Origin of the sequence: Flavobacterium anhuiense (assembly GCF_004151235.1) — a bacterium.
In the GTDB taxonomy this organism is placed as follows: domain Bacteria; phylum Bacteroidota; class Bacteroidia; order Flavobacteriales; family Flavobacteriaceae; genus Flavobacterium; species Flavobacterium anhuiense_A.
Window position 1 is genome coordinate 43,498 of record NZ_JUIV01000021.1, and the last position, 21,065, is coordinate 64,562.

The 21,065-nt window shown below is 33.4% G+C and carries 22 protein-coding genes; 12 read left to right on the plus strand and 10 right to left on the minus strand.

Annotation, left to right across the window (positions count from 1 at the left end):
* Window positions 1-11: 11 nt before the first annotated feature.
* Window positions 12-821: a DUF6268 family outer membrane beta-barrel protein gene (locus tag NU08_RS19445; protein ID WP_242502604.1), complete on the minus strand. Its 810-nt coding sequence runs from the start codon at window positions 819-821 to the stop codon at window positions 12-14.
* Window positions 822-1,086: 265 nt separating this feature from the next.
* Here NU08_RS19445 and NU08_RS19450 point away from each other — a divergent pair, with 265 nt between their 5' ends.
* A complete protein-coding gene (locus tag NU08_RS19450) occupies window positions 1,087-2,412 on the plus strand; it encodes a DUF4270 family protein (RefSeq protein WP_129748737.1) in 1,326 nt (441 codons plus the stop codon).
* Window positions 2,413-3,648: an aromatic hydrocarbon degradation protein gene (locus NU08_RS19455; RefSeq protein ID WP_129748738.1), complete on the plus strand. Its 1,236-nt coding sequence runs from the start codon at window positions 2,413-2,415 to the stop codon at window positions 3,646-3,648.
* 4 nt (window positions 3,649-3,652) lie between these two features.
* Here NU08_RS19455 and murI read toward each other — a convergent pair whose 3' ends face one another.
* From murI to NU08_RS19495, 8 genes are all read right to left on the minus strand, one after another.
* Window positions 3,653-4,429 carry a glutamate racemase gene (gene murI, locus NU08_RS19460; protein WP_129748739.1) on the minus strand — a complete coding sequence of 259 codons (777 nt, stop codon included), beginning with the start codon at window positions 4,427-4,429 and terminating at the stop codon, window positions 3,653-3,655.
* Window positions 4,430-4,578: 149 nt separating this feature from the next.
* A complete protein-coding gene (locus tag NU08_RS19465) occupies window positions 4,579-5,082 on the minus strand; it encodes an OmpH family outer membrane protein (RefSeq protein WP_170830271.1) in 504 nt (167 codons plus the stop codon).
* Between the two features lie 14 nt (window positions 5,083-5,096).
* Complete coding sequence (locus tag NU08_RS19470) at window positions 5,097-6,119, minus strand: OmpH family outer membrane protein (RefSeq protein ID WP_129748740.1); 1,023 nt, start codon at window positions 6,117-6,119, stop codon at window positions 5,097-5,099.
* 42 nt (window positions 6,120-6,161) lie between these two features.
* A complete protein-coding gene (bamA, locus tag NU08_RS19475) occupies window positions 6,162-8,900 on the minus strand; it encodes an outer membrane protein assembly factor BamA (protein ID WP_129748741.1) in 2,739 nt (912 codons plus the stop codon).
* Entirely contained in the window at window positions 8,833-9,573 is a 741-nt protein-coding gene (locus tag NU08_RS19480; protein ID WP_129748742.1) for an isoprenyl transferase, read from the minus strand. Before NU08_RS19480 ends, bamA begins: the two co-directional genes overlap by 68 nt.
* 2 nt (window positions 9,574-9,575) lie before the next feature.
* Window positions 9,576-10,268 carry a DUF6089 family protein gene (locus NU08_RS19485; protein ID WP_129748743.1) on the minus strand — a complete coding sequence of 231 codons (693 nt, stop codon included), beginning with the start codon at window positions 10,266-10,268 and terminating at the stop codon, window positions 9,576-9,578.
* Window positions 10,269-10,441: 173 nt separating this feature from the next.
* Window positions 10,442-11,326 carry an NAD kinase gene (locus NU08_RS19490; protein WP_008467317.1) on the minus strand — a complete coding sequence of 295 codons (885 nt, stop codon included), beginning with the start codon at window positions 11,324-11,326 and terminating at the stop codon, window positions 10,442-10,444.
* A 99-nt stretch (window positions 11,327-11,425) separates the two neighbouring features.
* Window positions 11,426-12,085: a CBS domain-containing protein gene (locus NU08_RS19495; protein WP_129748744.1), complete on the minus strand. Its 660-nt coding sequence runs from the start codon at window positions 12,083-12,085 to the stop codon at window positions 11,426-11,428.
* A 115-nt stretch (window positions 12,086-12,200) separates the two neighbouring features.
* Between NU08_RS19495 and NU08_RS19500 the strand changes: the two genes are divergently transcribed.
* From NU08_RS19500 to clpX, 6 genes are all read left to right on the plus strand, one after another.
* A complete protein-coding gene (locus tag NU08_RS19500) occupies window positions 12,201-12,914 on the plus strand; it encodes a pyridoxine 5'-phosphate synthase (RefSeq protein WP_129748745.1) in 714 nt (237 codons plus the stop codon).
* Between the two features lie 26 nt (window positions 12,915-12,940).
* Complete coding sequence (locus tag NU08_RS19505; RefSeq protein ID WP_129748746.1) at window positions 12,941-13,705, plus strand: alpha/beta fold hydrolase; 765 nt, start codon at window positions 12,941-12,943, stop codon at window positions 13,703-13,705.
* A gap of 53 nt (window positions 13,706-13,758) precedes the next feature.
* Window positions 13,759-14,103 carry a phage holin family protein gene (locus NU08_RS19510; protein WP_008467309.1) on the plus strand — a complete coding sequence of 115 codons (345 nt, stop codon included), beginning with the start codon at window positions 13,759-13,761 and terminating at the stop codon, window positions 14,101-14,103.
* A 115-nt stretch (window positions 14,104-14,218) separates the two neighbouring features.
* Window positions 14,219-15,541, plus strand: a complete 1,323-nt coding sequence (locus tag NU08_RS19515) for a trigger factor (protein ID WP_129748747.1) — start codon at window positions 14,219-14,221, stop codon at window positions 15,539-15,541.
* 331 nt (window positions 15,542-15,872) lie between these two features.
* Window positions 15,873-16,547 (plus strand): ATP-dependent Clp endopeptidase proteolytic subunit ClpP, encoded by a 675-nt coding sequence (gene clpP, locus NU08_RS19520; protein WP_129748748.1) that lies wholly within the window; start codon window positions 15,873-15,875, stop codon window positions 16,545-16,547.
* 197 nt (window positions 16,548-16,744) lie between these two features.
* A complete protein-coding gene (gene clpX, locus NU08_RS19525) occupies window positions 16,745-17,977 on the plus strand; it encodes an ATP-dependent Clp protease ATP-binding subunit ClpX (protein WP_129748749.1) in 1,233 nt (410 codons plus the stop codon).
* A 66-nt stretch (window positions 17,978-18,043) separates the two neighbouring features.
* Here the strand turns inward: clpX and NU08_RS19530 are convergent, their stop codons facing one another.
* Entirely contained in the window at window positions 18,044-19,009 is a 966-nt protein-coding gene (locus NU08_RS19530) for a GlxA family transcriptional regulator (protein WP_129748750.1), read from the minus strand.
* Between the two features lie 140 nt (window positions 19,010-19,149).
* On the opposite strand from NU08_RS19530, the gene NU08_RS19535 reads away from it, so the two are divergent.
* The 4 genes from NU08_RS19535 to NU08_RS19550 all read left to right on the plus strand — a co-directional run bounded on the left by NU08_RS19535 (window position 19,150) and on the right by NU08_RS19550 (window position 20,990).
* Entirely contained in the window at window positions 19,150-19,560 is a 411-nt protein-coding gene (locus NU08_RS19535) for a VOC family protein (RefSeq protein WP_129748751.1), read from the plus strand.
* Between the two features lie 51 nt (window positions 19,561-19,611).
* Window positions 19,612-20,016: an SRPBCC family protein gene (locus NU08_RS19540; protein WP_008467303.1), complete on the plus strand. Its 405-nt coding sequence runs from the start codon at window positions 19,612-19,614 to the stop codon at window positions 20,014-20,016.
* Between the two features lie 124 nt (window positions 20,017-20,140).
* Window positions 20,141-20,551, plus strand: coding sequence for a VOC family protein (locus NU08_RS19545; RefSeq protein WP_066032758.1), 411 nt, complete (start codon window positions 20,141-20,143; stop codon window positions 20,549-20,551).
* A gap of 1 nt (window position 20,552) precedes the next feature.
* Window positions 20,553-20,990: an SRPBCC domain-containing protein gene (locus tag NU08_RS19550; RefSeq protein ID WP_129748752.1), complete on the plus strand. Its 438-nt coding sequence runs from the start codon at window positions 20,553-20,555 to the stop codon at window positions 20,988-20,990.
* Window positions 20,991-21,065: the final 75 nt, after the last annotated feature.

A 21,065-nucleotide genomic window follows, 5' to 3' on the forward strand; every position in this document is an offset into this window, starting at 1 on the left:
GTGTATTTAATTTATTGTTTGTATTTGATCCCTATTCCTAAAACATAGCCATTTCCGGTATTATAGTCGTAAACCTTATGGTCATTGCTATCTAGTAAATTGTATTTTTTGTTGAAATCATAACCAGCTTTAAAATTTAAAAACCAATTGCCGGCAACATTTCTTTCGTATTCTAAAGCCGAAGTCATTTGTGATAAAATGGTTTTTTCGGCATTGTTTTCTGTACTGGATGTTTCGTCCAAATGATAAAAATTTCCATTAAAGCTATTCGTCAGACTAAATTTGTTTCGGTCATTATTAGAATAAGAAATTTTGGAATCAGGAAATCCGATTCTAAAATTGATTTTCTCATTCATTTTATAATCAAAAGCAGCAATCGGCGTAATCTTTGGCGCTCCAAAAATGGATGTTCGACCTGCTCCGACAATTACATTTAGTTTTGAACCAATCTTCTGACTGATTTCTAAACTTCCTAAAACAGTAACATCTGAAAAATCCAATTTGATTTGAAAATTTGCCGTTGGAATAACAGAAAGCTTCCATTTTGTTTTTTCTGCTATTTCAGACGAATACTCAAACTTGTTTTGAACTTGGTTGAATTTTTCCTGATCTGCGTAAAAATTGTATGGATTCAATTCGTAATTCACTTTCAAATTAGAATATTCCAACGTGTTCGCTATTTTGCTTTTTGTTCCTAGTTTCTTCTGATAAAAAACAGCAATGTTTGTTTCGTTAAAATTTATCTTTTCTGTTGGCTCAGTTTTGAAATTAACAGCAGCACTAAAATTTTCCTGAGCTTTTAAACCTAAAAATGAAATCAAAAAAAACAGAACAAACTAAAAACCTTACTTTCATTATTTATTTTATTGGTTCAAAATTAGACGGATGAAGCCCTTAAAAAAAAGAAGATATATATATGACGTGTTTTGATAGACAAAATCACCGTTTTTAAGGTCGAATTAAAATTTAAGAACAAGATTCAGGTTATAGATCAATTTGTACAGTCTGTAGCTTAAAAAAGTGCGATAGTATATGTTATAGTGTGTCGCCAAAGTGTGCAATTTATATTTGCTCAAAAATTAAATTATGCACAAGTTTATTTTGATACTGCTTTTTGTACTAAGCTTATTTTCATGTGGTACAGATACAGATACTGGAGAATTTACTGTTGGGTCAGATTATTTGGCTTTAAGCAACAAAGTGATTTTAATTGACACGGTCACAGTTAATATGTCAACGATTAATTTTGATTCACTGGCAACTTCCAGCCGAGGTAGAATTCTGATAGGAAATTACGATGATCCTATTTTCGGAAAAGTAAAATCGGATAGTTACTTTCAGCTTTCTACTAGCAATTATGTTTTGTCTAGTGTGGGGTCAGATACAGAGTCTGTGAATTATGTGTTTGATTCCATTTCTATGATTCTTAAGTATGACAGGTATTATTATGGAGATACTACAAAAGTCCAGACGTTTAATATCCATAGACTAACTCAAAAAGTGAAACCAAACAAAGAGGATAATAATTTCTATAATAATTCGACGCTGACTTATAGTTCGGAAAGTTTGGGTACAATATCTTATAAGCCGCGACCGAAGGAAAAAGATTCGATTAATATTCAAATGAGTAAAGAATTTGGGGAAGCTCTTTTTCAAAAAATAAAGAAAAGAGAAGTTACAGATTTTGACAGTTTTACAGAATATTTGAAAGGGTTTGTATTGGTTCCAGAAAATTCAAGTTCTTCCAATGTTATCGGATTTAGTGTTTCGGAAAGCAAGGTTCGGTTGTATTATTCAAAGTATAAAACAGATAGTGAAACTCCATATATAATCGATTTTTCGATTTTAGACACTTCGAAACAGTTTAACTCTATTTCGCTCGACAAAACAGGAACCATCCTGCAAAATCTCCCTGTATCTACTGGTACATTATCAAGTACACTAGTCAATAACCAAGGATTTATACAATCTGGAACAGGTGTTGCATGTCGGGTCGATTTTCCAAACATAAAACAGTTTAAGAATATTTCGGCAAACGGTGCTATTGTCGATGCAGAATTGATTCTTAAACCGATTAATAATACTTATTCAGAAAAATATCCTCTAGCTGATTCGCTAACTGTTTATGTGGGAGATAATTTAAACAGAATAAGCGGAACTCTTGTGAATGCCGCTGGCTCTTCAGTTTACGGAAAACTGAGTAAAAGCACTGATGAATTTAACGAAAATGTTGGGTACTCAATTTCGGTTGGAAACTTTCTTCAAAAGGAAATGCTGAAACAATCTGATTCAAGATCATCGCTTATTTTGACATTGCCAGGAATTGCACAGTCTGTTAACCGAATAGTTTTAGGTGATCAGAAGCACTTGAACAATAAAATTCAGTTGAAAATTTATTACATCTCTTACTAAATGAAAAATAGAATTTTTTTATGGAGTTGCTTCCTTTTGATGTCGCTGACTTCATTTTCTCAAAGTATTTCGAGTTCTCCATATTCGCTTTACGGTGTTGGAAGTTTGTATGATTCAGATTTTGGCTATTTGCCTTCAATTGGTGGTTCTGGAATTGCTTTGCCTTCAGATACTTTTATTAATAATTTAAATCCAGCTTCTTTAGGATCCATGTATCAAAATCATTTTCTTTTTGATATTGGAGGAAAAGCGATTGCCACAACTTATCAGAGCAGTAATCGAGAAGAAAAGCGAAATAATTTTCAGTTTTCTCATTTGGCATTTGCTTTTCCAGTTACAAAAAACTCTGGTTTTAGTTTGGCACTTCGTCCATATTCTAGTTCGGTATTCAAAATTTCTAATTTAAAACTTCCAATTACTGACAGCCAAGAATATTATTATGTTACAGCACAAGGATCTGGAGGTTTGAATAATTTGGATTTTTCATACGGATATAGATTTGGAAAAAAGTTGGCAGTAGGAGCGACAGGAACATTCCTTTTTGGAAATACGGTTGATGATCGTGCTTTTTTAATTTCAAATACAATCACAACTGTACATAAGAAAACAGATTATAGAGGAGTTCGTGCAACTTTGGGAGCTCAGTTTAAAGTAGATTCTACATTTACAATTGGAATGACTGTTAAAGTTCCTTCCAGAATCAATGCTTCCAAAGTGCAATCGGTAACAAGTATTACAGATGAAGTAGAATCTTCTATAGAAACCGATAAAGCCTCAGACGTAGATGATTATTACATTCCTTTAGAAATAGGTTTTGGAGCTAGTAAGCGATTTAGAAATAATCTGAATGTAACTTTAGATTACGAAAGGAGTTTATGGAAAGATACCAATCAGTCTGAGCTTTATGGAAAGTTTGTAAATCAAGATCGTTTTGCGCTGGGGTTTACTTACAGTGCCAAAAAGAATGTTAGAAGATATTGGGATAGAGTAGGATATGCGGCTGGTGTAAATTTTGATAATGGTTATCTCGAAGTTGACAAACAGCGTGTTAACAGTGCGTCTATTTCTATCGGACTAAATCTTCCAATTGAAAACACATTTTCATCACTTAATGTCTCTTATTCTTACGGACAGAAAGGTAGAATTGCAAATGATTTAATAAAAGAAAACTACCATAAAATATCATTAAACTTATCATTGGACGGAATTTGGTTTGTCAAGCGAAAGTTTGAATAATAATCTAAAAATCTTTTTTGATTACAGGATATTTATACTCTAAAATTGATTCTAAAACTTTAGGGTCAGAATTTACATAAAATACTGGATCAATATCTGCACTTTCAGAAAAGCCAACTTTATCTTTAAGCAGATTTTTAGTTTGACGTGCAACGGCTTCTCCTGAATCTATTATTTTAATATGACCTGGGAGAATTTTTTTTATCTGAGGAATTAGATAAGGATAGTGGCTGCATCCTAAAACTAAGTAATCGATATTAGCTTCAATCATTGGCTGAAGATATGATTCTAGCAATTGTGTCATTTCTGGTGAGTACAAATTGCCGTCTTCAATCAGCTGTACAAGTCCGTGTCCAACCTGCTCAATGATTTTGGTGTTATGAAACATCTCGGCAGTTTTATTAAACAGCTCACTGTTAAGCGTTCCTTTTGTAGCTAGAATCCCAATAACCTGAGTTTGAGAATTGTTTGCAGCAGGTTTAATGGCAGGTTCAATTCCAACAAATGGAACATCATAATCTGCACGTAATTCTACTATCGCATTTGTTGTAGCAGTATTGCAAGCAACAACGATTAGCTTGCAATTGTTCTTAAGCAAGAACTCTACATTTTTTTTGCTTAATGCAACAATCTCATCTTTGCTTCTTTGGCCATAAGGCGCATTTTTACTGTCAGCCAGATAAATGGTTTTTTCATTTGGAAGAAGGTCATGAATGGCGCTCCAGATGGAAGTTCCGCCAATGCCAGAATCAAAGACGCCTATAGGATTATTGTTTATCATAAAGCAAATTTAATATTTTTTAATAAAAATTAGTTATTCTAAGTTAAGCGAAATCTTGAAATAATACCAAAGGTTAAGTTTAATTTTTTGTAAAAAAAAACTGCTCAAATTATATAAATTGAGCAGTTTAATTATCGGAATTTAATTTCTTAGAATCCTAAATCTTTTTTAACGTCAGCAGTGATGTTTGGACCATCAGCTAATAATAAAGTAGAACCGTCTAAAACGTATTGGAAACCTTTAGCTTTTCCAACTTTTTGGATAGAAGCTCTTACTTTTTCCATTAAAGGTTTTACGATATCTGTTTCTTTTTGTTGTAATTCTTTTTGAGCATTGTCTCTGTAGTCAACAATTCTCTTTTGCATATCTTGAACTTCTTTAGAACGCTCACCGTTTACAGCATCTGTTACAGTTGCAGCTTCAGCTTCGTACTTTTTAATTTTCACTTGATATTCGTCAACCATTTTTTTGTATTCAGCATCATATGTACCACTTAATTTTTGCAGTTGATTTTGAGCATCTAGCATAGCAGGCATTTTCGACATGATCTCGCTTACATCAACATGAGCTACCTTCGCTTGTGCGTTCATTGTGTTACTTGCTCCTAAAATAAGAATTGCAGCAATTAGTAAAGTTTTGATTTGTTTCATCATTTTTAAAATATTAATTAATTATTGGTCGTATTTGTTTTTTGTGATTCGGCTTCTTTTGCTTTTTTAGCCGCTTCTCTTTCTTCTAAAATTTTCTTTCTTCTTTCTTCCAGTTCTTTTTTACGCTGTTCGTAAAGCAATTGTCTTTCTTCTGCTTTTGTCATTGTAGGCTGTTCACCAGCGGGTGTTGTTCCAGTTGCTGTTGGTGTTACAGTTTTAGCAGTCGAACTTGTTTTAGCAGCTTCTGTCACTGCTGCTGCTGGAGCTGTTCCAGAAACCGTGCCATTTTTTTTAGCTTCTCTCTCTTCTTGTAAAGCTTTTCTTCTATCTTCATATTCTTTTCTCTTGGCTTCCTGTTCTAATTTTCTGTCTTGAATTAGTTTTTCTCTCGCTGCTTTTTTCTCGTCAAGTGCTTTTTGACGATCGGCCATTGCTGGATTCTCATCAATCGCATTTTCAATATTTTCTTTAGCCTCTTGCTCTTTCAATTGTTTTTTAGTCAGCTGTTCACGTTTTTCAGTACGGTTTAAGATTCTTAAAACCTGATCGCTGATATCAAATCTTTTATTGCTAAAAAGCATAGTAAGATCTGATGATTTATCAAAAACAAAATCATAATTTTTTGCCTCTGCTATATCTTGCACAGCAGTAAAAACCTGATCTTGTATAGGTTTAGCTAAAGCTGCTTTCTGTCTCATTAGATTTCCATCAGAACCAAATTGTTTCTGCTGATAATCCATCATTTCCTGTTCAAGAAACTTAATTTCTGTTTCTCTTTCTTCTATTAATTCCTTTGTAAGTAAAGCTTTTTCTGTTTTTAAGCTTTCCTTCAAGTTATTTATATTTAACTTTTTAGCCTCAACTTCTTGTTTCCACTTTTGAGCTTTTTGCTCTAATTGTGATTTAGCTTCTTTATAATCGGAAACATTTTCTAAAATATATTCCATGTCGATGTAGCCAATTCGAGTAGTCTTACCTTGTGCCTGACTTGTATTTGCTACAATCAAGGCTAAAAATATAAATAAAAATTGTTTTCTCATAACATAACTTTATTTGATGATTTTTAACCAAACGTTATTTCTCTAAAATTGTTGTCCAATGATAAAGTGTGTTTCCCATCCATTAGGTTTTGATTGTCCTGGAAGAGCGTCAAATCCATAACCAAAATCAATACCCAATAATCCAAATGCAGGCATAAATACACGTAAACCCGCACCAGCAGAACGGCTTAAGTCAAATGGGTTGTAATCTTTGAACGTTGGATAGGATGAGCCTGCTTCTAAGAACGTTAAGGCAAAAATAGATGCAGATGCTTTTAATGTAATTGGGTAACGTAATTCCATAGAGAACTTGTTGTAAATCGTTGCTCCAATTGCATCTCCATTTGCATTTACAGGAGTTAAAGAGTTGTTTGGATAACCTCTCAACTGAATGGTCTCTCTACCATCCATTGAGTAGTTGGCCATACCATCACCTCCTAAGTAAAAACGCTCAAACGGAATTACTCCTCTTTCTTGATTATAAGCTCCTAAGAAACCAAACTCTGTCAGTGTTCTTAATACTAATTTTCCATATACTTTAGTATACCAGTCTCCTTTAAATTTAACTTTATAATATTCTAACCAGTTATATTTTTTCTGATCAACTTTTGCTACATCTGTATCGGCGCTTGCGTAATCAGATCCAACACTCATAATTTTTCCTGAACTATCAGTTTTATAGTAATCTCCTTTATTAAGAGGTTGTTGGTAATCATCTGATCTGTTTTCACCAGTATATTGCGTTTTATATTCTTTTTGGTTTTTCAAATCGCCATAATCAATACCATTAAATAATGAATATGGAGGTGTAACTTTTGCAGTAATACTAAATTCAGAACCATAAGTTGGGAATATCGGGTTTACCCCTTTATTGCTTCTTGAAAGTCCAATAGTATAAGCTAAGTTTCTAGATGCACCATTACCAAAAGTAAACAAACCAGTGTTGTAATTGTTTAGGTCGTAGTGCTGATAACTTAAAGATTGTGATAATACAAAGTAGTCATCTGGCACTGTTAATCTTTTTGCTAAACCAACTTGTACTGTAAAAATATTAAAACTTTTGCTTTTATCAACAGTTCTAGTGATATAATTGTTAAGAAATTGCTTACTGTATGAAATAGATGAGCTAAATTGTACAGGTTTCTTTCCTCCAAACCAAGGTTCTGAGAAAGATAAACTATAAGTTTGGAAATAGGTGCTTCCTTGTAAACGAAGAGCAACCTTTTGTCCATCTCCCATTGGTAAAGGTTTATAAGCTTCTTTGTCGAACATTTTACGGGCAGAGAAGTTGTTAAATGAAAGCCCTAATGTACCAATGAAGCCTCCACCGCCATAACCTCCTTGAAGCTCAACCTGGCTAGATCCTTTTTCTACTACATTATATTCAATATCAACTGTTCCAGCTCCAGCATCTACGTTTTTAAATTTAGGATCGATTGCCTCAGGATCAAAGAACCCTAATTGTCCAATCTCGCGAATTGTTCTGACTAATTGTTCTTTACTATATTTTTCACCTGGTTTTGTTCTTAGCTCACGGTATATAACATGGTCGTTTGTCTTGTCATTTCCAACAACCGTAATTTTGTTGAAATAAGCGATAGGGCCTTCAGTTACTCTAATCTCAAAATCGATTGTATCGTTAACTGTTTTTACCTCTACAGCATTAATATTTGAAAACAGATAACCATTGTTTTGATATAAGTTGGTAATGTCTTCTGCGTCTGGTTTTGTCTTATCTGCAATTCTTTTTTCTAGTAAAACCCCATTATAAGTTTCACCTTTTTTGATTCCTAAATAACGGCTTAATAGCTGATCTGAATAAACGGTATTACCTAAGAATTTAATATTTCCGAAGTAATATTTGTTTCCTTCTTCAACATTAATTTTAATTGCAAGCGTATTTTTTTTCTTGTTATATTGTACTGAATCGTAAATAATACGGGCGTCACGATACCCTTTTTCTTTGTAGGCAGCGATTACTTTTTCTAAGTCAGTTTTATATTTCTCGGGAATAAATTTAGATGCTTTAAATACGCGAATAAAATTTTTCTGTTTCGTGTCTTTCATTGCAGCACGCAATTGGCTGTCTGATAGCTGTTTGTTTCCTGTAAAATCAATACTGCTGATTTTGACTTTGTCTCCCTTGTCAATTCTAATAAGCATATTGACTTGATGCCCATTAATAGTATCTGGAGTATTTGTTATATTGACTTTTGTGTTATAAAAACCTTCTTTTTTATATTTGTTTTCAATGTAATTTTTTGTTGTAGTGATTAAGTTTTCGTTTACAATTTTGTTCTTAGTCAAATTGTTGTCTTTAATTAAGCCTTCTACTTTGCTTTTCTTAACACCAACGATTTTAACTTCATTTAATTTAGGAAGCTCAACAATATCTAAATCTAAATAGATGCTATCATTTTCTACTTTATTTACGTAGAAAGCAATCTCATCAAAAAGTCCAAGTTTGCCTAATTTTTTAATTGCACTACTGATTTCTTCACCAGGAACAGTGATTTCCTGACCTTTTTGAAGTCCTGAAAAGGTAACAACAGTCTGTTCATTGAAGCTTATTTTACCAACAACAGAAACTTTAGCTAGAATATATTTTTTCCCTTGATCGAAAGGGACTCTTTCTTGTGCTTTAATTTGTGAAAAACTACCCAAAAGTAAAAGGGTAAAGACTATTTGTATTTTTTTTTGCAACACTAAAAAATTATTTAATTTGTTCACTGGTTTTTCCAAATCTACGTTCTCTTTTTTGATAACTAATAATAGCCTCATATAAATCTTGGTCTTTAAAGTCTGGCCACAAGACATTAGTAAAATACAATTCTGCATAGGCGATTTGCCATAGCAAAAAATTACTTATTCTATGTTCTCCACTTGTTCGTATTAATAAATCTACGTCAGGTAAATTTTGCGTGTAAAGATGCTCATTTATAATTGAATCGTCAATAGTGTCTATTGAAATTATATTATTTTTAACTTTATCACTAATTGCCTTTACAGCATTTACCAGTTCCTCTCTGGAGCCATAACTTAAAGCGAGGGTAAGAGTTAAGCGGGTATTGTTTTTGGTTTTTTCCATAACATCCAAAAGTTCTTTTTGGGCTGTTTTTGGTAATTTGTCAAGATTTCCAATTGCATTAAGTCTGATATTGTTTTCTTGAAGGGTAACAAGTTCTTTTTTTAATGAATTGATCAATATTTTCATTAATGCCTGAACCTCTAATTTAGGGCGATTCCAGTTTTCTGTAGAAAAAGCATAAAGGGTCAAGTACTCAATTCCAAGTTTGGCTGAGGTTTTGATGATTTCTTTTACAGATTTTGTTCCATTTTCATGTCCAAACGCACGTAAGTAGCCTTGTTGTTTTGCCCAGCGTCCGTTCCCGTCCATAATAATGGCAAGGTGTTTAGGTAGGTTTGTGTGATCTATTGATTCTATTAAATTCATTTTTAGTATGCGCAATAGCATGGTTTTTTTCCAAAGGTATACGTCAAAGTAAGACCTGAAAAAACGTACCAGTCATTATTATTTAAATTTCCAAATTTTAGAATATTTGGATTGCTTGTATTGGGATTACTTCCGTCAATATTGTCTGTAAAAGTATAACGTGCACCAACTTCGGCAGCTAGCACAAAGCGAGGCGTTATGTTTGATTTTACACCTAATGTTATAGGTATAGCTACTGAACCACGGTTTTTTTGAGAATATATTACATTTGGACTTGTGGTGTATCTATACAAGTTGTCGTAAAGAATGTAGTTTAAACCAGTGAAAACATAAGGGGTTATTTTGGTATGATCATCATGCAGATTGAAGTCGAAGAAGTTGAATTCTAGGCCTGCAGAAAACTCTTTAATATCATTGTCAAAACGATAACCTCTTTGGTTTCTTCCTGTTTCATCAGATTTGAAGTCATTTCCGCTTACGTTAGATTGAGTATAAGAAAATCTCCAAGAGTGTCTTGGGCTTCTATTCCATTTGTAAAGAACACCAAAAGCTAGTTTTTCTGGAGCGATATAAGTTGTTTTCCCAACATCTCCCACAAAGTTACTTCCGCCAAGAAAAACACCAATCTCATTTATCTGAGCATTTAGTGTAATAAGAGGGAAAAAACATAACAATAAATTAAAAATTTTCTTCATTTAATTCAAAATTGCGTGCAAATATAATAATTATCGATACGAATCAAAGTTCCTTTAGTTAAATGTGCTTTTTTTTCAATTTACGTTATGATTTTGAGCCATTTAATGATGATTCACTACATGCAGAACGAGAAAATGTGGTATTATCGTATAGTGAAGAATCAGAAAAGAGTTTAATTTCTTTTATCTTCTCCCCAAAGCAATTTATTTCTTAAGGTTTTCAAGAAAGTTTCGCCTGGTATTTCAACCATTTTAATTTTGTAATCTGTTTTTTTTATTTTTAAAATAGACTCGTTTTTTACAGAAGAAATCCTCGAGTCTAAAGAAACCAAATATTGGTCTTCTCTTCCTGTAACACGCAATGTAATTTCGGTATCGTCAGGAATAACAAGCGGTCTGGCGGTTAAATTATGTGGGGCAATTGGTGTAATAACTAAACTCTTTACATCTGGTGTTAAAATTGGCCCCCCACAGCTTAGAGAATACCCAGTTGATCCGGTTGGCGTTGAAATGATTAGTCCGTCGGCCCAATAAGAATTTAAATATTCATTGTTCAAATAAGTTTCAACTGTAATCATCGAAGTCGTGTCTTTTCTACTCACTGTAACTTCGTTCATAGCGAAATTAAGTTCCTTAAAAGCTTCGTTATACGGTTCACATGTTATTCCTAATAAAGTTCTTTCAGAAGTTGTGTAGTTTTGGCTAATAACATATTGAAGTAAAATATCGATGTTTTCTTTCTGAACTTTTGCCAGAAAGCCTAGTCTTCCAGCGTTGATTCCTAATAAAGGAACGCCAGAATTACGAACGAAAGCAGCGGCTCTTAAAATTGTTCCATCGCCACCAATACTGATAAGCATTTCGAAACTATTGTCTAAAGCAGTACTTGGAGAAAAAGTTTTGTATTCTTTTTTTACAAGCTGTTTTTCATAAAGCATGTTCAGAAAATTTTCTTCAATTACCATCTCGATATTGTTGGTATTAAAGAAGTTGAAAATGTCTTTTATAATAGGTTCGGTACTGTTCTGATAATATTGTCCGTAAATGGCTATTTTCATTAGTTGTTAAATTAGAGAATTGGTCAATGTTTCAATTAGATAATTGGGAAATGCGAAAATCATCTAATTAACTAATTTTCCCATTGGCACATTCATAACTTATATATTAAGGTATTTGTCTAAATAATCTGATCGTTCTTTTAAACTGTTAATATAGGTGTCTTCTTGATGTTCTGAAATGATTTCATAACCATATCTTCTGTAGGTTTGAATGATTTCATTAATCGCTCCTAAACCAATTTTTATAGTAATCTGAACATTTTCTGTGTCAGCTTCAGAAACAAAACACCCTAGAACTTTACCATTATTACTTTCTACAATCTGTGTTACTTCGCTCATAGAATAATCCAAAAGGCCTTTTTGGACAATGATAATCGCTCCTGGCTCTTTCAAAAATGGAGTTTCCTGAAAAAATTTCATGATGTCTTCCATTTCATAATAACCTATATAATTATTATTCTCATCAAGAATTGGAAGAAGATTGGTGTGGTTTTTTGCAAAAACTTCTAGAACATCTAACCAGATCATTGATTTTCTGGCAAAAAAACGTTCTAAAGTATATTTGTAATCAATTGCTTTTTTTTCAATGTCAAATGTTTCAACATCGTCAGAAGAGATGCTTCCAATAAAAACACCATCTTCTAAAATCGGAAAATGAGAAAAATTTACATCGACAAAAAAGTCCTGAATCGACGCTATTGTTTCCTGACTGTCAATTGCCCTGAAATCGTTTGTGATATAGTTTGTAATTTCTGTCATAAATCAATTGAGGATATTTGATGCAAAATAATCAAAAAATACCGAAAACCGCTCTGTTTTACTTTGTATTTTTGTCGTGACAAATATAATGTTACTAGAATTAATATCTATTTATATGACAAAATTAAGTGTAAATATCAATAAAATAGCAACGCTTAGAAATGCTCGAGGCGGAAATGTTCCCGATTTATTAAAAGTAGCGACAGATATTCAGCGTTTTGGAGGGCAGGGAATTACAATTCATCCTCGTCCAGACGAGCGTCATATTCGTTATCAGGATGCACGCGATTTAAAAGCTATTGTTACAACAGAATATAATATTGAAGGAAATCCGCAGCATAATTTTATTGATTTGGTTTTAGAATGCAAACCAGATCAAGTGACATTGGTTCCAGATGCAATTGGCGCAATAACTTCTTCTGCAGGTTGGGATACCATTAAAAATCAAGATTATTTAACTGAAGTTATTCAGGAATTTCAAAGAAACGGAATCAGAACTTCGATTTTTGTTGATCCGATTTTAGAAATGATTGAAGGTGCAAAGAAAACAGGAACAGATAGAATTGAATTGTATACAGAATCTTTTGCACATCAATATAGTTTAGGAAACGAGAAAGGAATTGAACCGTACATTAAAGCGGCAGAATTGGCAAATGAATTGGGCTTAGGAATCAATGCTGGACACGATTTAAGTTTAGATAATATCAAGTTTTTCAAGCAAAATATTCCAGGATTATTGGAAGTTTCTATTGGACATGCCTTGATTTCGGAGGCACTTTATCTTGGCTTAGATAATACTGTAAATATGTATCTGAATAAATTGAAATAATTCTTTAAAAGGAAAAAAATAAAAATATGCTTTATTCAAAAATAGAAGGCGAGGGCAAGCCATTTATCATAATGCACGGATTTCTTGGAATGTCTGATAACTGGAAAACTCTTGCCGGACAATATGTAGAAGCCGGATTTCAAGTTCATATTTTAGATCTAAGAAACCACGGTCGCAGTTTTCATTCAGACGAATGGAGTTACGAGGCTATGGTTCAGGATGTTTATGAATACTGTCAGGCAAATAATCTAACGCGAATTGATATTCTAGGCCATTCAATGGGAGGAAAAGTAGCAATGCTTTTTGCAACGACTCATCCTGAAATTGTAGACAAATTGATTGTGGCAGATATTGGTCCGAGATTCTACAAACAGCATCACCAAGATATTTTGGCAGGATTAAATGCTGTTGATTTTTCGGTAAAACCAAGCCGAAATGATGTGGAGGCAATTTTATCACAATATGTAACAGATTTTGGAACGCGCCAGTTTTTGCTAAAGAATTTATATTGGAAAGAACCTGGACAATTGGCTTTCCGATTTAATTTAGAGGCTTTCAATAATAATCTAGATGCGATTGGGAAACCTTTGGCAGATAATCTTGTTTTTAAAAATCCGACATTATTTATTAGAGGTGGGAGTTCAGGCTACATTCAAGATCAGGATATTGACGGAATTCGTCAGCATTTTCCAAATTTAAAGCTAGAGACTATTCCAAATGCAGGGCATTGGCTTCATGCTGAAAATCCGCAGATGTTTTTCGAATTGACCACTACGTTTTTAAAAGAGTAGTCTTTTTTGATGAAATTTTATTACTTTTAAATAAATTTTAAACCTCAAGAACCATGAAATTATTACTTAGACTCCTTGTTACTGCTGCTTTAGTTTTGTTGTTGTCTAATATTTTGACGGGAGTGCATGTGGCTAGTTTTGGTACAGCTCTAATTGTTGCGGTAGTTTTAGGATTGCTGAATGTTTTTATAAAACCAATTTTAGTGATTTTGACTTTACCGGTTACTTTGGTCACATTAGGTTTGTTTTTACTGGTGATCAACGCGGTGATTATTTTGCTTTGCACTAATATTGTAGGCGGTTTTGCGGTAAATTCATTTTGGACAGCACTAATATTCAGTATTATTTTGTCTATACTTCAATCTCTTACTTATAAAATACTGGGAGACGACAAATAAAAAACAAATCGGGCAGATTAAAACTGCTTCAAATACAATAGATTAAAAACTTGGTTGGGTTGCAAAAATTTTATAATTTTGCAACCCAATTTTATTACGTAAATTAAAGAAGAAGATGGATATTAAAAGAGTAGCAATAGACGCTGTAAACGAGACGATTGTTATGAACGTTGTTCATATGGATTATAAAGGTCAAGTAGCAAAAAGAATCAACGAAAAAATGCCTTTAGCGCAAGTAAAAGGATTCAGAAAAGGACAAGTTCCTAAAGATCTTGTTGAAAAACAATACGGAAAAGCTATTAAGCAAGAAGAGATCAAAAAAGTAGTTGATTTGGCTTTAGAGCGTTATATTCAATCTGAAAGATTAAATCTTTTAGGAACTCCGCTTCCAAAAGTAAACGAAGATTTTAACTGGGATGCAGAAGAATTAACTTTCGAGTACGAAATTGGTTTAGTGCCAAACTTCGAAATTGATCTTGAAGCTAAAAATAATATCGTAAAATACGTTGTTACTGCTGACGATAAATTAATCGACGGACAAGTGGAACGTATCCAAAAACAATTTGGAAAAGCAGTTCCACAAGAAGTATCTGATGCAAAATCTGACTTAACTGGAACTTTCGCAAGCGAAGCAAACGGAATCAATAATACTACTACAATTTCTGTTGATACATTCAGCAAAAAAGCTCAAAAACAATTCATAGGTAAAAAAGTTGGAGATGTTGTTACAGTAAGCACAAAAGGTTTATTTGATGACGATCACCAATTAATGGATTACTTAAAAGTAGGTCACGAAGGTGTTCACGGTTTAGATGTTGAAGTAAACTTCACAATCGAAGCAATCAATGGTTCTGAGCCAGCTGAATTAAACCAAGAATTATTCGATAAACTTTTTGGAGAAGGAAAAGTAGCTTCTTTAGAAGATTTGAAAGCTAAAATTAAAGAAGATGCTGAAGCACAATTCGCACAGCAAGCAGAACAAAAATTATTATTAGATGTTCAGGATTTCTTAATCGAAAATACAAAATTCGATTTACCAGCTGAATTCTTGAAAAAATGGTTGCAAACTGTTGGAGAGAAGAAATTAACTCCAGAAGAAGCTGAAGTAGAATACGCAAGATCTGAAAAAGGTTTACGTTTCCAATTAATTGAAGGAAAAGCATTAGCTCAAAGCAATATCCAAATTACATTTGAAGATTTGAAAGAGTTTACATCAAACGCAATCAGACAGCAGATGGCTCAATTTGGTCAAACAAACCCAACTGACGAAGAAGTTCAAGGAATCGTGGCTAGAGTTTTATCTAACCAAGACGAAGTGAAAAGACTTTCTGAGCAAGTTGTAGCATCTAAAATGTTAGATATTTTCAAAGAAAAAGCTAACCCAACTACTAAAGAGGTTACTTACGAAGAATTTATCGCGGCTTCTTACGGAGAATAAATCTAAGTCTGAAAGTCAAAAGTTTTAAAGTCGAAAGTTAAGAAGTATACTTTTTAAAAATTAAGATTTTATTACAGAAACTGAAAGATAAAAATAATTATATTTGAACGTCAATGGAATTTTTATTCTGTTGACGTTCTTTTTTTGTTTCAGATTTCAAGTTGGTAAATGTTCCTTAGTAAAAAAAAACTTTAGAACCTTAGCACCTTAGAATCTTAGCATCTTTAAAAAGAAGACAAATTGGCATCTCTTATAAAAAGGTATGAACTTTGTTTAATTCGTTTTAGTCATTTTCTGACTTTAGATTTTCAAAACTTTATAAACTAAAAATATGAACTACGGTAAAGAATTCAAAAAATTTGCTACAAAGCACCAAGGAGTAAACGCAATGTATTACGATAAAATCGTAGCTGCAATGACACCAACAAACATGACTCCATATATTATCGAAGAGCGTCAGTTGAATATTTCTCAATTAGATGTGTTCTCAAGATTAATGATGGATAGAATTATCTTTTTAGGAACAGGTATCGACGATCAAATCGCTAATATCGTTCAGGCTCAGTTGCTATTTTTAGAAAGCGCTGATGCTTCAAAAGATATTCAAATTTACTTAAACTCTCCAGGAGGAAGTGTTTATGCAGGTTTAGGAATTTACGATACTATGCAATACATCAAGCCTGATGTAGCGACAATCTGTACGGGAATGGCAGCTTCTATGGGAGCGGTATTATTATGTGCAGGAGCAGCAGGAAAACGTTCTGCGTTACCTCACTCAAGAGTAATGATTCACCAGCCATCTGGAGGAGCACAAGGAGTTGCAACAGATATGGAAATCAACTTACGTGAGATGCTGAAATTAAAAGACGAATTATACAACATTATTTCGCACCATTCAGGACAAACTTTTGACAAAGTGCACAAAGACAGTGAGCGTGATTACTGGATGAAAGCAGATGAAGCAAAAGAGTACGGAATGATTGACGAAGTATTAAGAAGAGGATAATTTTTTGTAAGGTTCAAAGTTGCAAAGGAACTAAGGTTCAAAGATTAACTTGTTCCGATAGCTATCGGGATGAAGCAAAATTAAACTTGAAACAAAAAAATAAATATTAAGCTGCAAAGAATTAAGTTTTTAAGTTTTAATTAAATCAAAAAGCTTAGAAACTTAGTATCTTTGCAGCTTAGTAACTTAAATAAAGAATGGCAAAAGTAGTATTAGAATGTTCGTTTTGTGGAAGAAAAAAGCCAGAAACTAATTTATTAATTGCCGGGATTAATGCACATATCTGTGATAAGTGTATTGAGCAAGCGCACGGAATCGTATTAGAAGAGTTAAAATCCAGCGGAAATGCTAAACTGGTTGGGGACTTAATTTTAAAGAAACCAAAAGAAATCAGAGCTTTCTTGGATCAATATGTTATTGGACAAGATCAGACTAAAAAAGTAATGTCGGTTGCGGTTTACAATCACTACAAACGTTTAATGCAACAGCAATTGGACGATGAAGTTGAGATTGAAAAAAGCAACATCATTATGGTTGGCCAGACAGGAACAGGAAAAACATTAGTGGCAAAAACTATTGCTAAAATGTTAGACGTTCCTTTGGCTATTGTTGATGCGACAGTATTGACAGAAGCTGGTTATGTTGGAGAAGACGTTGAAAGTATTTTGACTCGTTTGCTTCAAGCGGCAGATTACGACGTAGCGAAAGCAGAAAGAGGAATCGTATTTATTGACGAAATTGATAAAATCGCTCGTAAAAGTGATAATCCATCTATAACTCGTGACGTTTCTGGAGAAGGTGTTCAACAGGCATTATTGAAGTTATTGGAAGGAACAGTCGTAAACGTACCGCCAAAAGGAGGACGTAAACACCCAGACCAGAAATTTGTTGAGGTGAATACTCAAAATATCTTATTTATTGCTGGTGGAGCTTTTGATGGTGTAGAGCGTATTATTTCAAAACGTTTAAACCGTCAGGCAGTTGGTTACTCAACTTCTAAAAACACTGACAATATTGATAAAGATAATCTGTTGCAATACATCATTCCAAAAGATATTAAAGACTTTGGTTTGATTCCTGAGATTATTGGACGTTTGCCAGTTTTAACGCACATGGATCCTTTGGATAAAGCAACGCTTCGTGCGATTTTAACACAACCTAAAAATGCATTGATCAAACAATATCAGAAATTATTCTTAATGGATGATGTTGAATTTACGATTACAGACGAGGCTTTAGATTTTATTGTAGATAAAGCTTTAGAGTATAAACTAGGAGCTCGTGGATTGCGTTCATTATGTGAAGCTATCTTGACAGATGCCATGTACGAACTGCCAACATCAGATGATATAAGTTTAACAATCGACAAAGAATATGCAGAACATACGCTAAGCAAAAACTTATTGAAGCGTATGGAAATTGCTTCTTAAAGTAAAAAATAACTTTGACAAAGTTCAATTATAGAACCTGCTCATTTATTTGAGCAGGTTTTTTTATTATTGCACTCTAAATTTTTCGCGATATTCAATAGGTTTCATGCCGACCATTTTATAAAACACTTTTCTAAAAGCTTTTGGATCGTTATAACCTGTTTTTTCAATAATCTCAGAGATTGAAAGTTGGGTTTGTTCTAAATATTTCTTCGAACTTTCGACTCTAATATTCTGTAAATATTCAATTGGCGGAATTCCTGTCACTTGTTTGAAACGGCGTGTCATGTTTCGAGCACTTGTCGGAATATCTTTTGTGATTTCTTCCAGTTTTTCGATGGAATGGTACTGACTTTCAATTTTTTGCTGTAGCATAGCTACTAAAGAATCATTATGTAAATGATTGGGTCTAAAAGTACTGAAATAACTTTGTTTGTATCGGTTCAAATCGATAGAGAATATTTTGGCGATTTTAACCGCCATTTCGTTTCCGCAGAACTTCTGAACCAAAAGAATCAGCAAGTGAAAAGTTGAAGTTGATCCTCCGCTGGTGTATAAACTTCCGTCTGCAGTTAGCGTTTCTTCAGGTTTTAGTTTTACCATCGGAAAAGCTTTTGTAAAAGCACTGCAGGCATCAACATGTGTGGTGGCTAATTTTTCATTTAACAAACCAGAAGCAGCAAACAAAAAAGCTCCAGTACAAAAACTCGCTAATTCAGCTCCTGCCTGGTGCTGTTTTTGCAGCCACGGAATAAAACTTTTATTCTTTTTAATCATTTCGCTCATATTATCTGTCGTAAAAGCGGGAATTAAAATTAAGTCTAGAATACTATCCGAAGTTTCAATGGCATTGCTTTTATATCCAAATACATTTCCTTGATCGGACTGCTCTTGAGATTGAAAAATCATAATTTCGAATGGTTTCTCATCTCCAGACGTAAGTTTATTTGTGGTTTCGAATACTTCTAATATTGCAGCAATGCTCAGTAATTTATAGTCGTGAGGTACGATTAATCCTAGTTTCTTGCTCATGATTTTTGGCCTTTTGAAATTTCAGTATCTTACAAAAATAAGCAAATTGTCTCAAATGCCCCTAAAAATGACTTTTATTGGCATTTTTAAGTAATCTTAAAAAATTAAATTTGTTTTAATTAATTCGTAATTTTATAAAGATGAAAACAAAAATCTTCTTAAATCTTGCTGTAAAAGATTTAAATCGCGCAATATCTTTTTTTAACGAACTCGGCTTTCCAACTAATCCGAAATTTACTAATGACAAAGGAGCTTGTATCGTTATAAGCGAAAGCATCTTTGTGATGCTTTTGGTAAAAGAGTTTTATCAAACATTTACAAAGAAGCAAATTTGTGATTCTACAACAACCAGCGAAGCGCTCATGGCACTTTCTGTAGAAACTCGAGAACAGGTAGATGAAATGATTGAGAAGGCAGTTAAGGCTGGAGGAACAGATTACCAGCAATCTCAAGATTATGGCTGGATGTATCAAAGAACTTTTCTAGATGTAGACGGACATCATTGGGAAGTTTTCTTTATGGATGAAAGTCAGATTCCAGAAAACATGTAATTAAGTAAGAACAAAATCAAACGGAAAATAAATTATTAAAAAACTTAAAAAATGATCACAATTAAAAAGACCGTTAATGCATCTCTTGACAAAGTTTGGAATTTTTGGAACACTCCAGAACATATTACAAAATGGAGCTTTGCTTCTCCTGATTGGCACACGCCTTATGCAGAAGCCGATGTGAGAGAAGGAGGAAGATTCAAATCGACTATGGCTGCAAAAGACGGAAGTATGAGTTTTGACTTTGAAGGCGAATTTACTTTAGTAAAACCAAACCAAGCGCTTTCGTATGTTATGGGAGACGGAAGAAAGGTTGAAATTACTTTTACAGAAACAGCAGAAGGTGTTGAAATAATTGAAAGTTTTGATCCAGAAACACAAAATCCAGAAGAGATGCAGCGCGCTGGTTGGCAGGCAATTTTGGATAATTTTAAAAGTTACATTGAAGCAAATTAGTTTTTAGACTCTAAAGTCTCAAAGTGACAAAGGTTCAAAGATTACAAACTTAAATTAGCTTGCATTACTTATATGGTTTTAAAAAAGAAGAAATAAATATCTAACCCAACAAAAAAAACAAAAAATGACAAAACAAATATGGTTGAATCTTCCTGTAAAGGATGTGGCAAAAGCGAAAGACTTTTTCTGGAAAATTGGTTTTTCGTTTAATGAACAGCATGATACGCCAAGTTCGACGTGCATGGTTGTAGGTGAAGGACATTTTGTGATAATGCTTTTTGAAGAAATGCTTTTTTCAAGTTTTTCCAAGAACAACATTACCGATACGAATTCAAGTTCGGAAGTCTTGATTTCAATCGACGCAGAAAGCAGGGAAGAAGTTGATGAATTAGCTGAAAAAGTCAAAGAAGCTGGCGGAACCATTTTTGCTCCTCCTGCAGAAAACCAAGGTTGGATGTATGGCTGTGGTTTTGCCGATTTGGATGGTCATCGTTGGAATATTCTATTTATGGATTTTAGTAAATTACCAGGTTAAGATGGAAAAATTAATATTTAATACTGAGATAAAGGCTTCTAAAGAAAAAATTTGGAAAGTCTTATGGGATGATGAAACTTACCGAAAGTGGACAAGCGCTTTTTGTGAAGGAAGTTACGCTGAATCGAATTGGAACGAAGGGGATAAAATTTATTTTCTAGGACCTGGAGGAACAGGGATGAATAGCCTTATTGAGACTAAAATTCCAAACGAATATATGGCTTTTAAGCATCTTGGCGAAATCAAAGATTTTAAAGAAGTGCCGCCAAATGAGGAAACGGAAAAATGGAGTGGTTCTATGGAAACATACAGACTGACTCAAAAAGGAGATGTTGTAGATCTTTATGTTGAGGTAGATGTGATTGAAAAACATATTGATTATTTCAAGGATGCCTTTCCAAAAGCGGTAGAATTGATTAAAGAATTGTCAGAGAAGTAAAGCTAGAAGAGAGAGAAAAAAAAAGAGAAAAGAGAATAGAAGAAAGAGAATTTACAATTTACAACTGATAATTAA

Bases quoted from the DNA above. Each gene is read 5' to 3' on its own strand.
- NU08_RS19470 (WP_129748740.1), bottom strand. From the start codon at position 6,119: ATGAGAAAACAATTTTTATTTATATTTTTAGCCTTGATTGTAGCAAAT.
- NU08_RS19545 (WP_066032758.1), top strand. From the start codon at position 20,141: ATGACAAAACAAATATGGTTGAATCTTCCTGTAAAGGATGTGGCAAAA.
- NU08_RS19450 (WP_129748737.1), top strand. From the start codon at position 1,087: ATGCACAAGTTTATTTTGATACTGCTTTTTGTACTAAGCTTATTTTCA.
- clpX (WP_129748749.1), top strand. From the start codon at position 16,745: ATGGCAAAAGTAGTATTAGAATGTTCGTTTTGTGGAAGAAAAAAGCCA.
- NU08_RS19550 (WP_129748752.1), top strand. From the start codon at position 20,553: ATGGAAAAATTAATATTTAATACTGAGATAAAGGCTTCTAAAGAAAAA.
- NU08_RS19495 (WP_129748744.1), bottom strand. From the start codon at position 12,085: ATGACAGAAATTACAAACTATATCACAAACGATTTCAGGGCAATTGAC.
- NU08_RS19540 (WP_008467303.1), top strand. From the start codon at position 19,612: ATGATCACAATTAAAAAGACCGTTAATGCATCTCTTGACAAAGTTTGG.
- NU08_RS19465 (WP_170830271.1), bottom strand. From the start codon at position 5,082: ATGATGAAACAAATCAAAACTTTACTAATTGCTGCAATTCTTATTTTA.
- NU08_RS19530 (WP_129748750.1), bottom strand. From the start codon at position 19,009: ATGAGCAAGAAACTAGGATTAATCGTACCTCACGACTATAAATTACTG.
- clpP (WP_129748748.1), top strand. From the start codon at position 15,873: ATGAACTACGGTAAAGAATTCAAAAAATTTGCTACAAAGCACCAAGGA.
- NU08_RS19500 (WP_129748745.1), top strand. From the start codon at position 12,201: ATGACAAAATTAAGTGTAAATATCAATAAAATAGCAACGCTTAGAAAT.
- NU08_RS19515 (WP_129748747.1), top strand. From the start codon at position 14,219: ATGGATATTAAAAGAGTAGCAATAGACGCTGTAAACGAGACGATTGTT.
- murI (WP_129748739.1), bottom strand. From the start codon at position 4,429: ATGATAAACAATAATCCTATAGGCGTCTTTGATTCTGGCATTGGCGGA.
- NU08_RS19505 (WP_129748746.1), top strand. From the start codon at position 12,941: ATGCTTTATTCAAAAATAGAAGGCGAGGGCAAGCCATTTATCATAATG.
- NU08_RS19485 (WP_129748743.1), bottom strand. From the start codon at position 10,268: ATGAAGAAAATTTTTAATTTATTGTTATGTTTTTTCCCTCTTATTACA.
- bamA (WP_129748741.1), bottom strand. From the start codon at position 8,900: ATGAGGCTATTATTAGTTATCAAAAAAGAGAACGTAGATTTGGAAAAA.
- NU08_RS19490 (WP_008467317.1), bottom strand. From the start codon at position 11,326: ATGAAAATAGCCATTTACGGACAATATTATCAGAACAGTACCGAACCT.
- NU08_RS19535 (WP_129748751.1), top strand. From the start codon at position 19,150: ATGAAAACAAAAATCTTCTTAAATCTTGCTGTAAAAGATTTAAATCGC.
- NU08_RS19510 (WP_008467309.1), top strand. From the start codon at position 13,759: ATGAAATTATTACTTAGACTCCTTGTTACTGCTGCTTTAGTTTTGTTG.
- NU08_RS19480 (WP_129748742.1), bottom strand. From the start codon at position 9,573: ATGAATTTAATAGAATCAATAGATCACACAAACCTACCTAAACACCTT.
- NU08_RS19455 (WP_129748738.1), top strand. From the start codon at position 2,413: ATGAAAAATAGAATTTTTTTATGGAGTTGCTTCCTTTTGATGTCGCTG.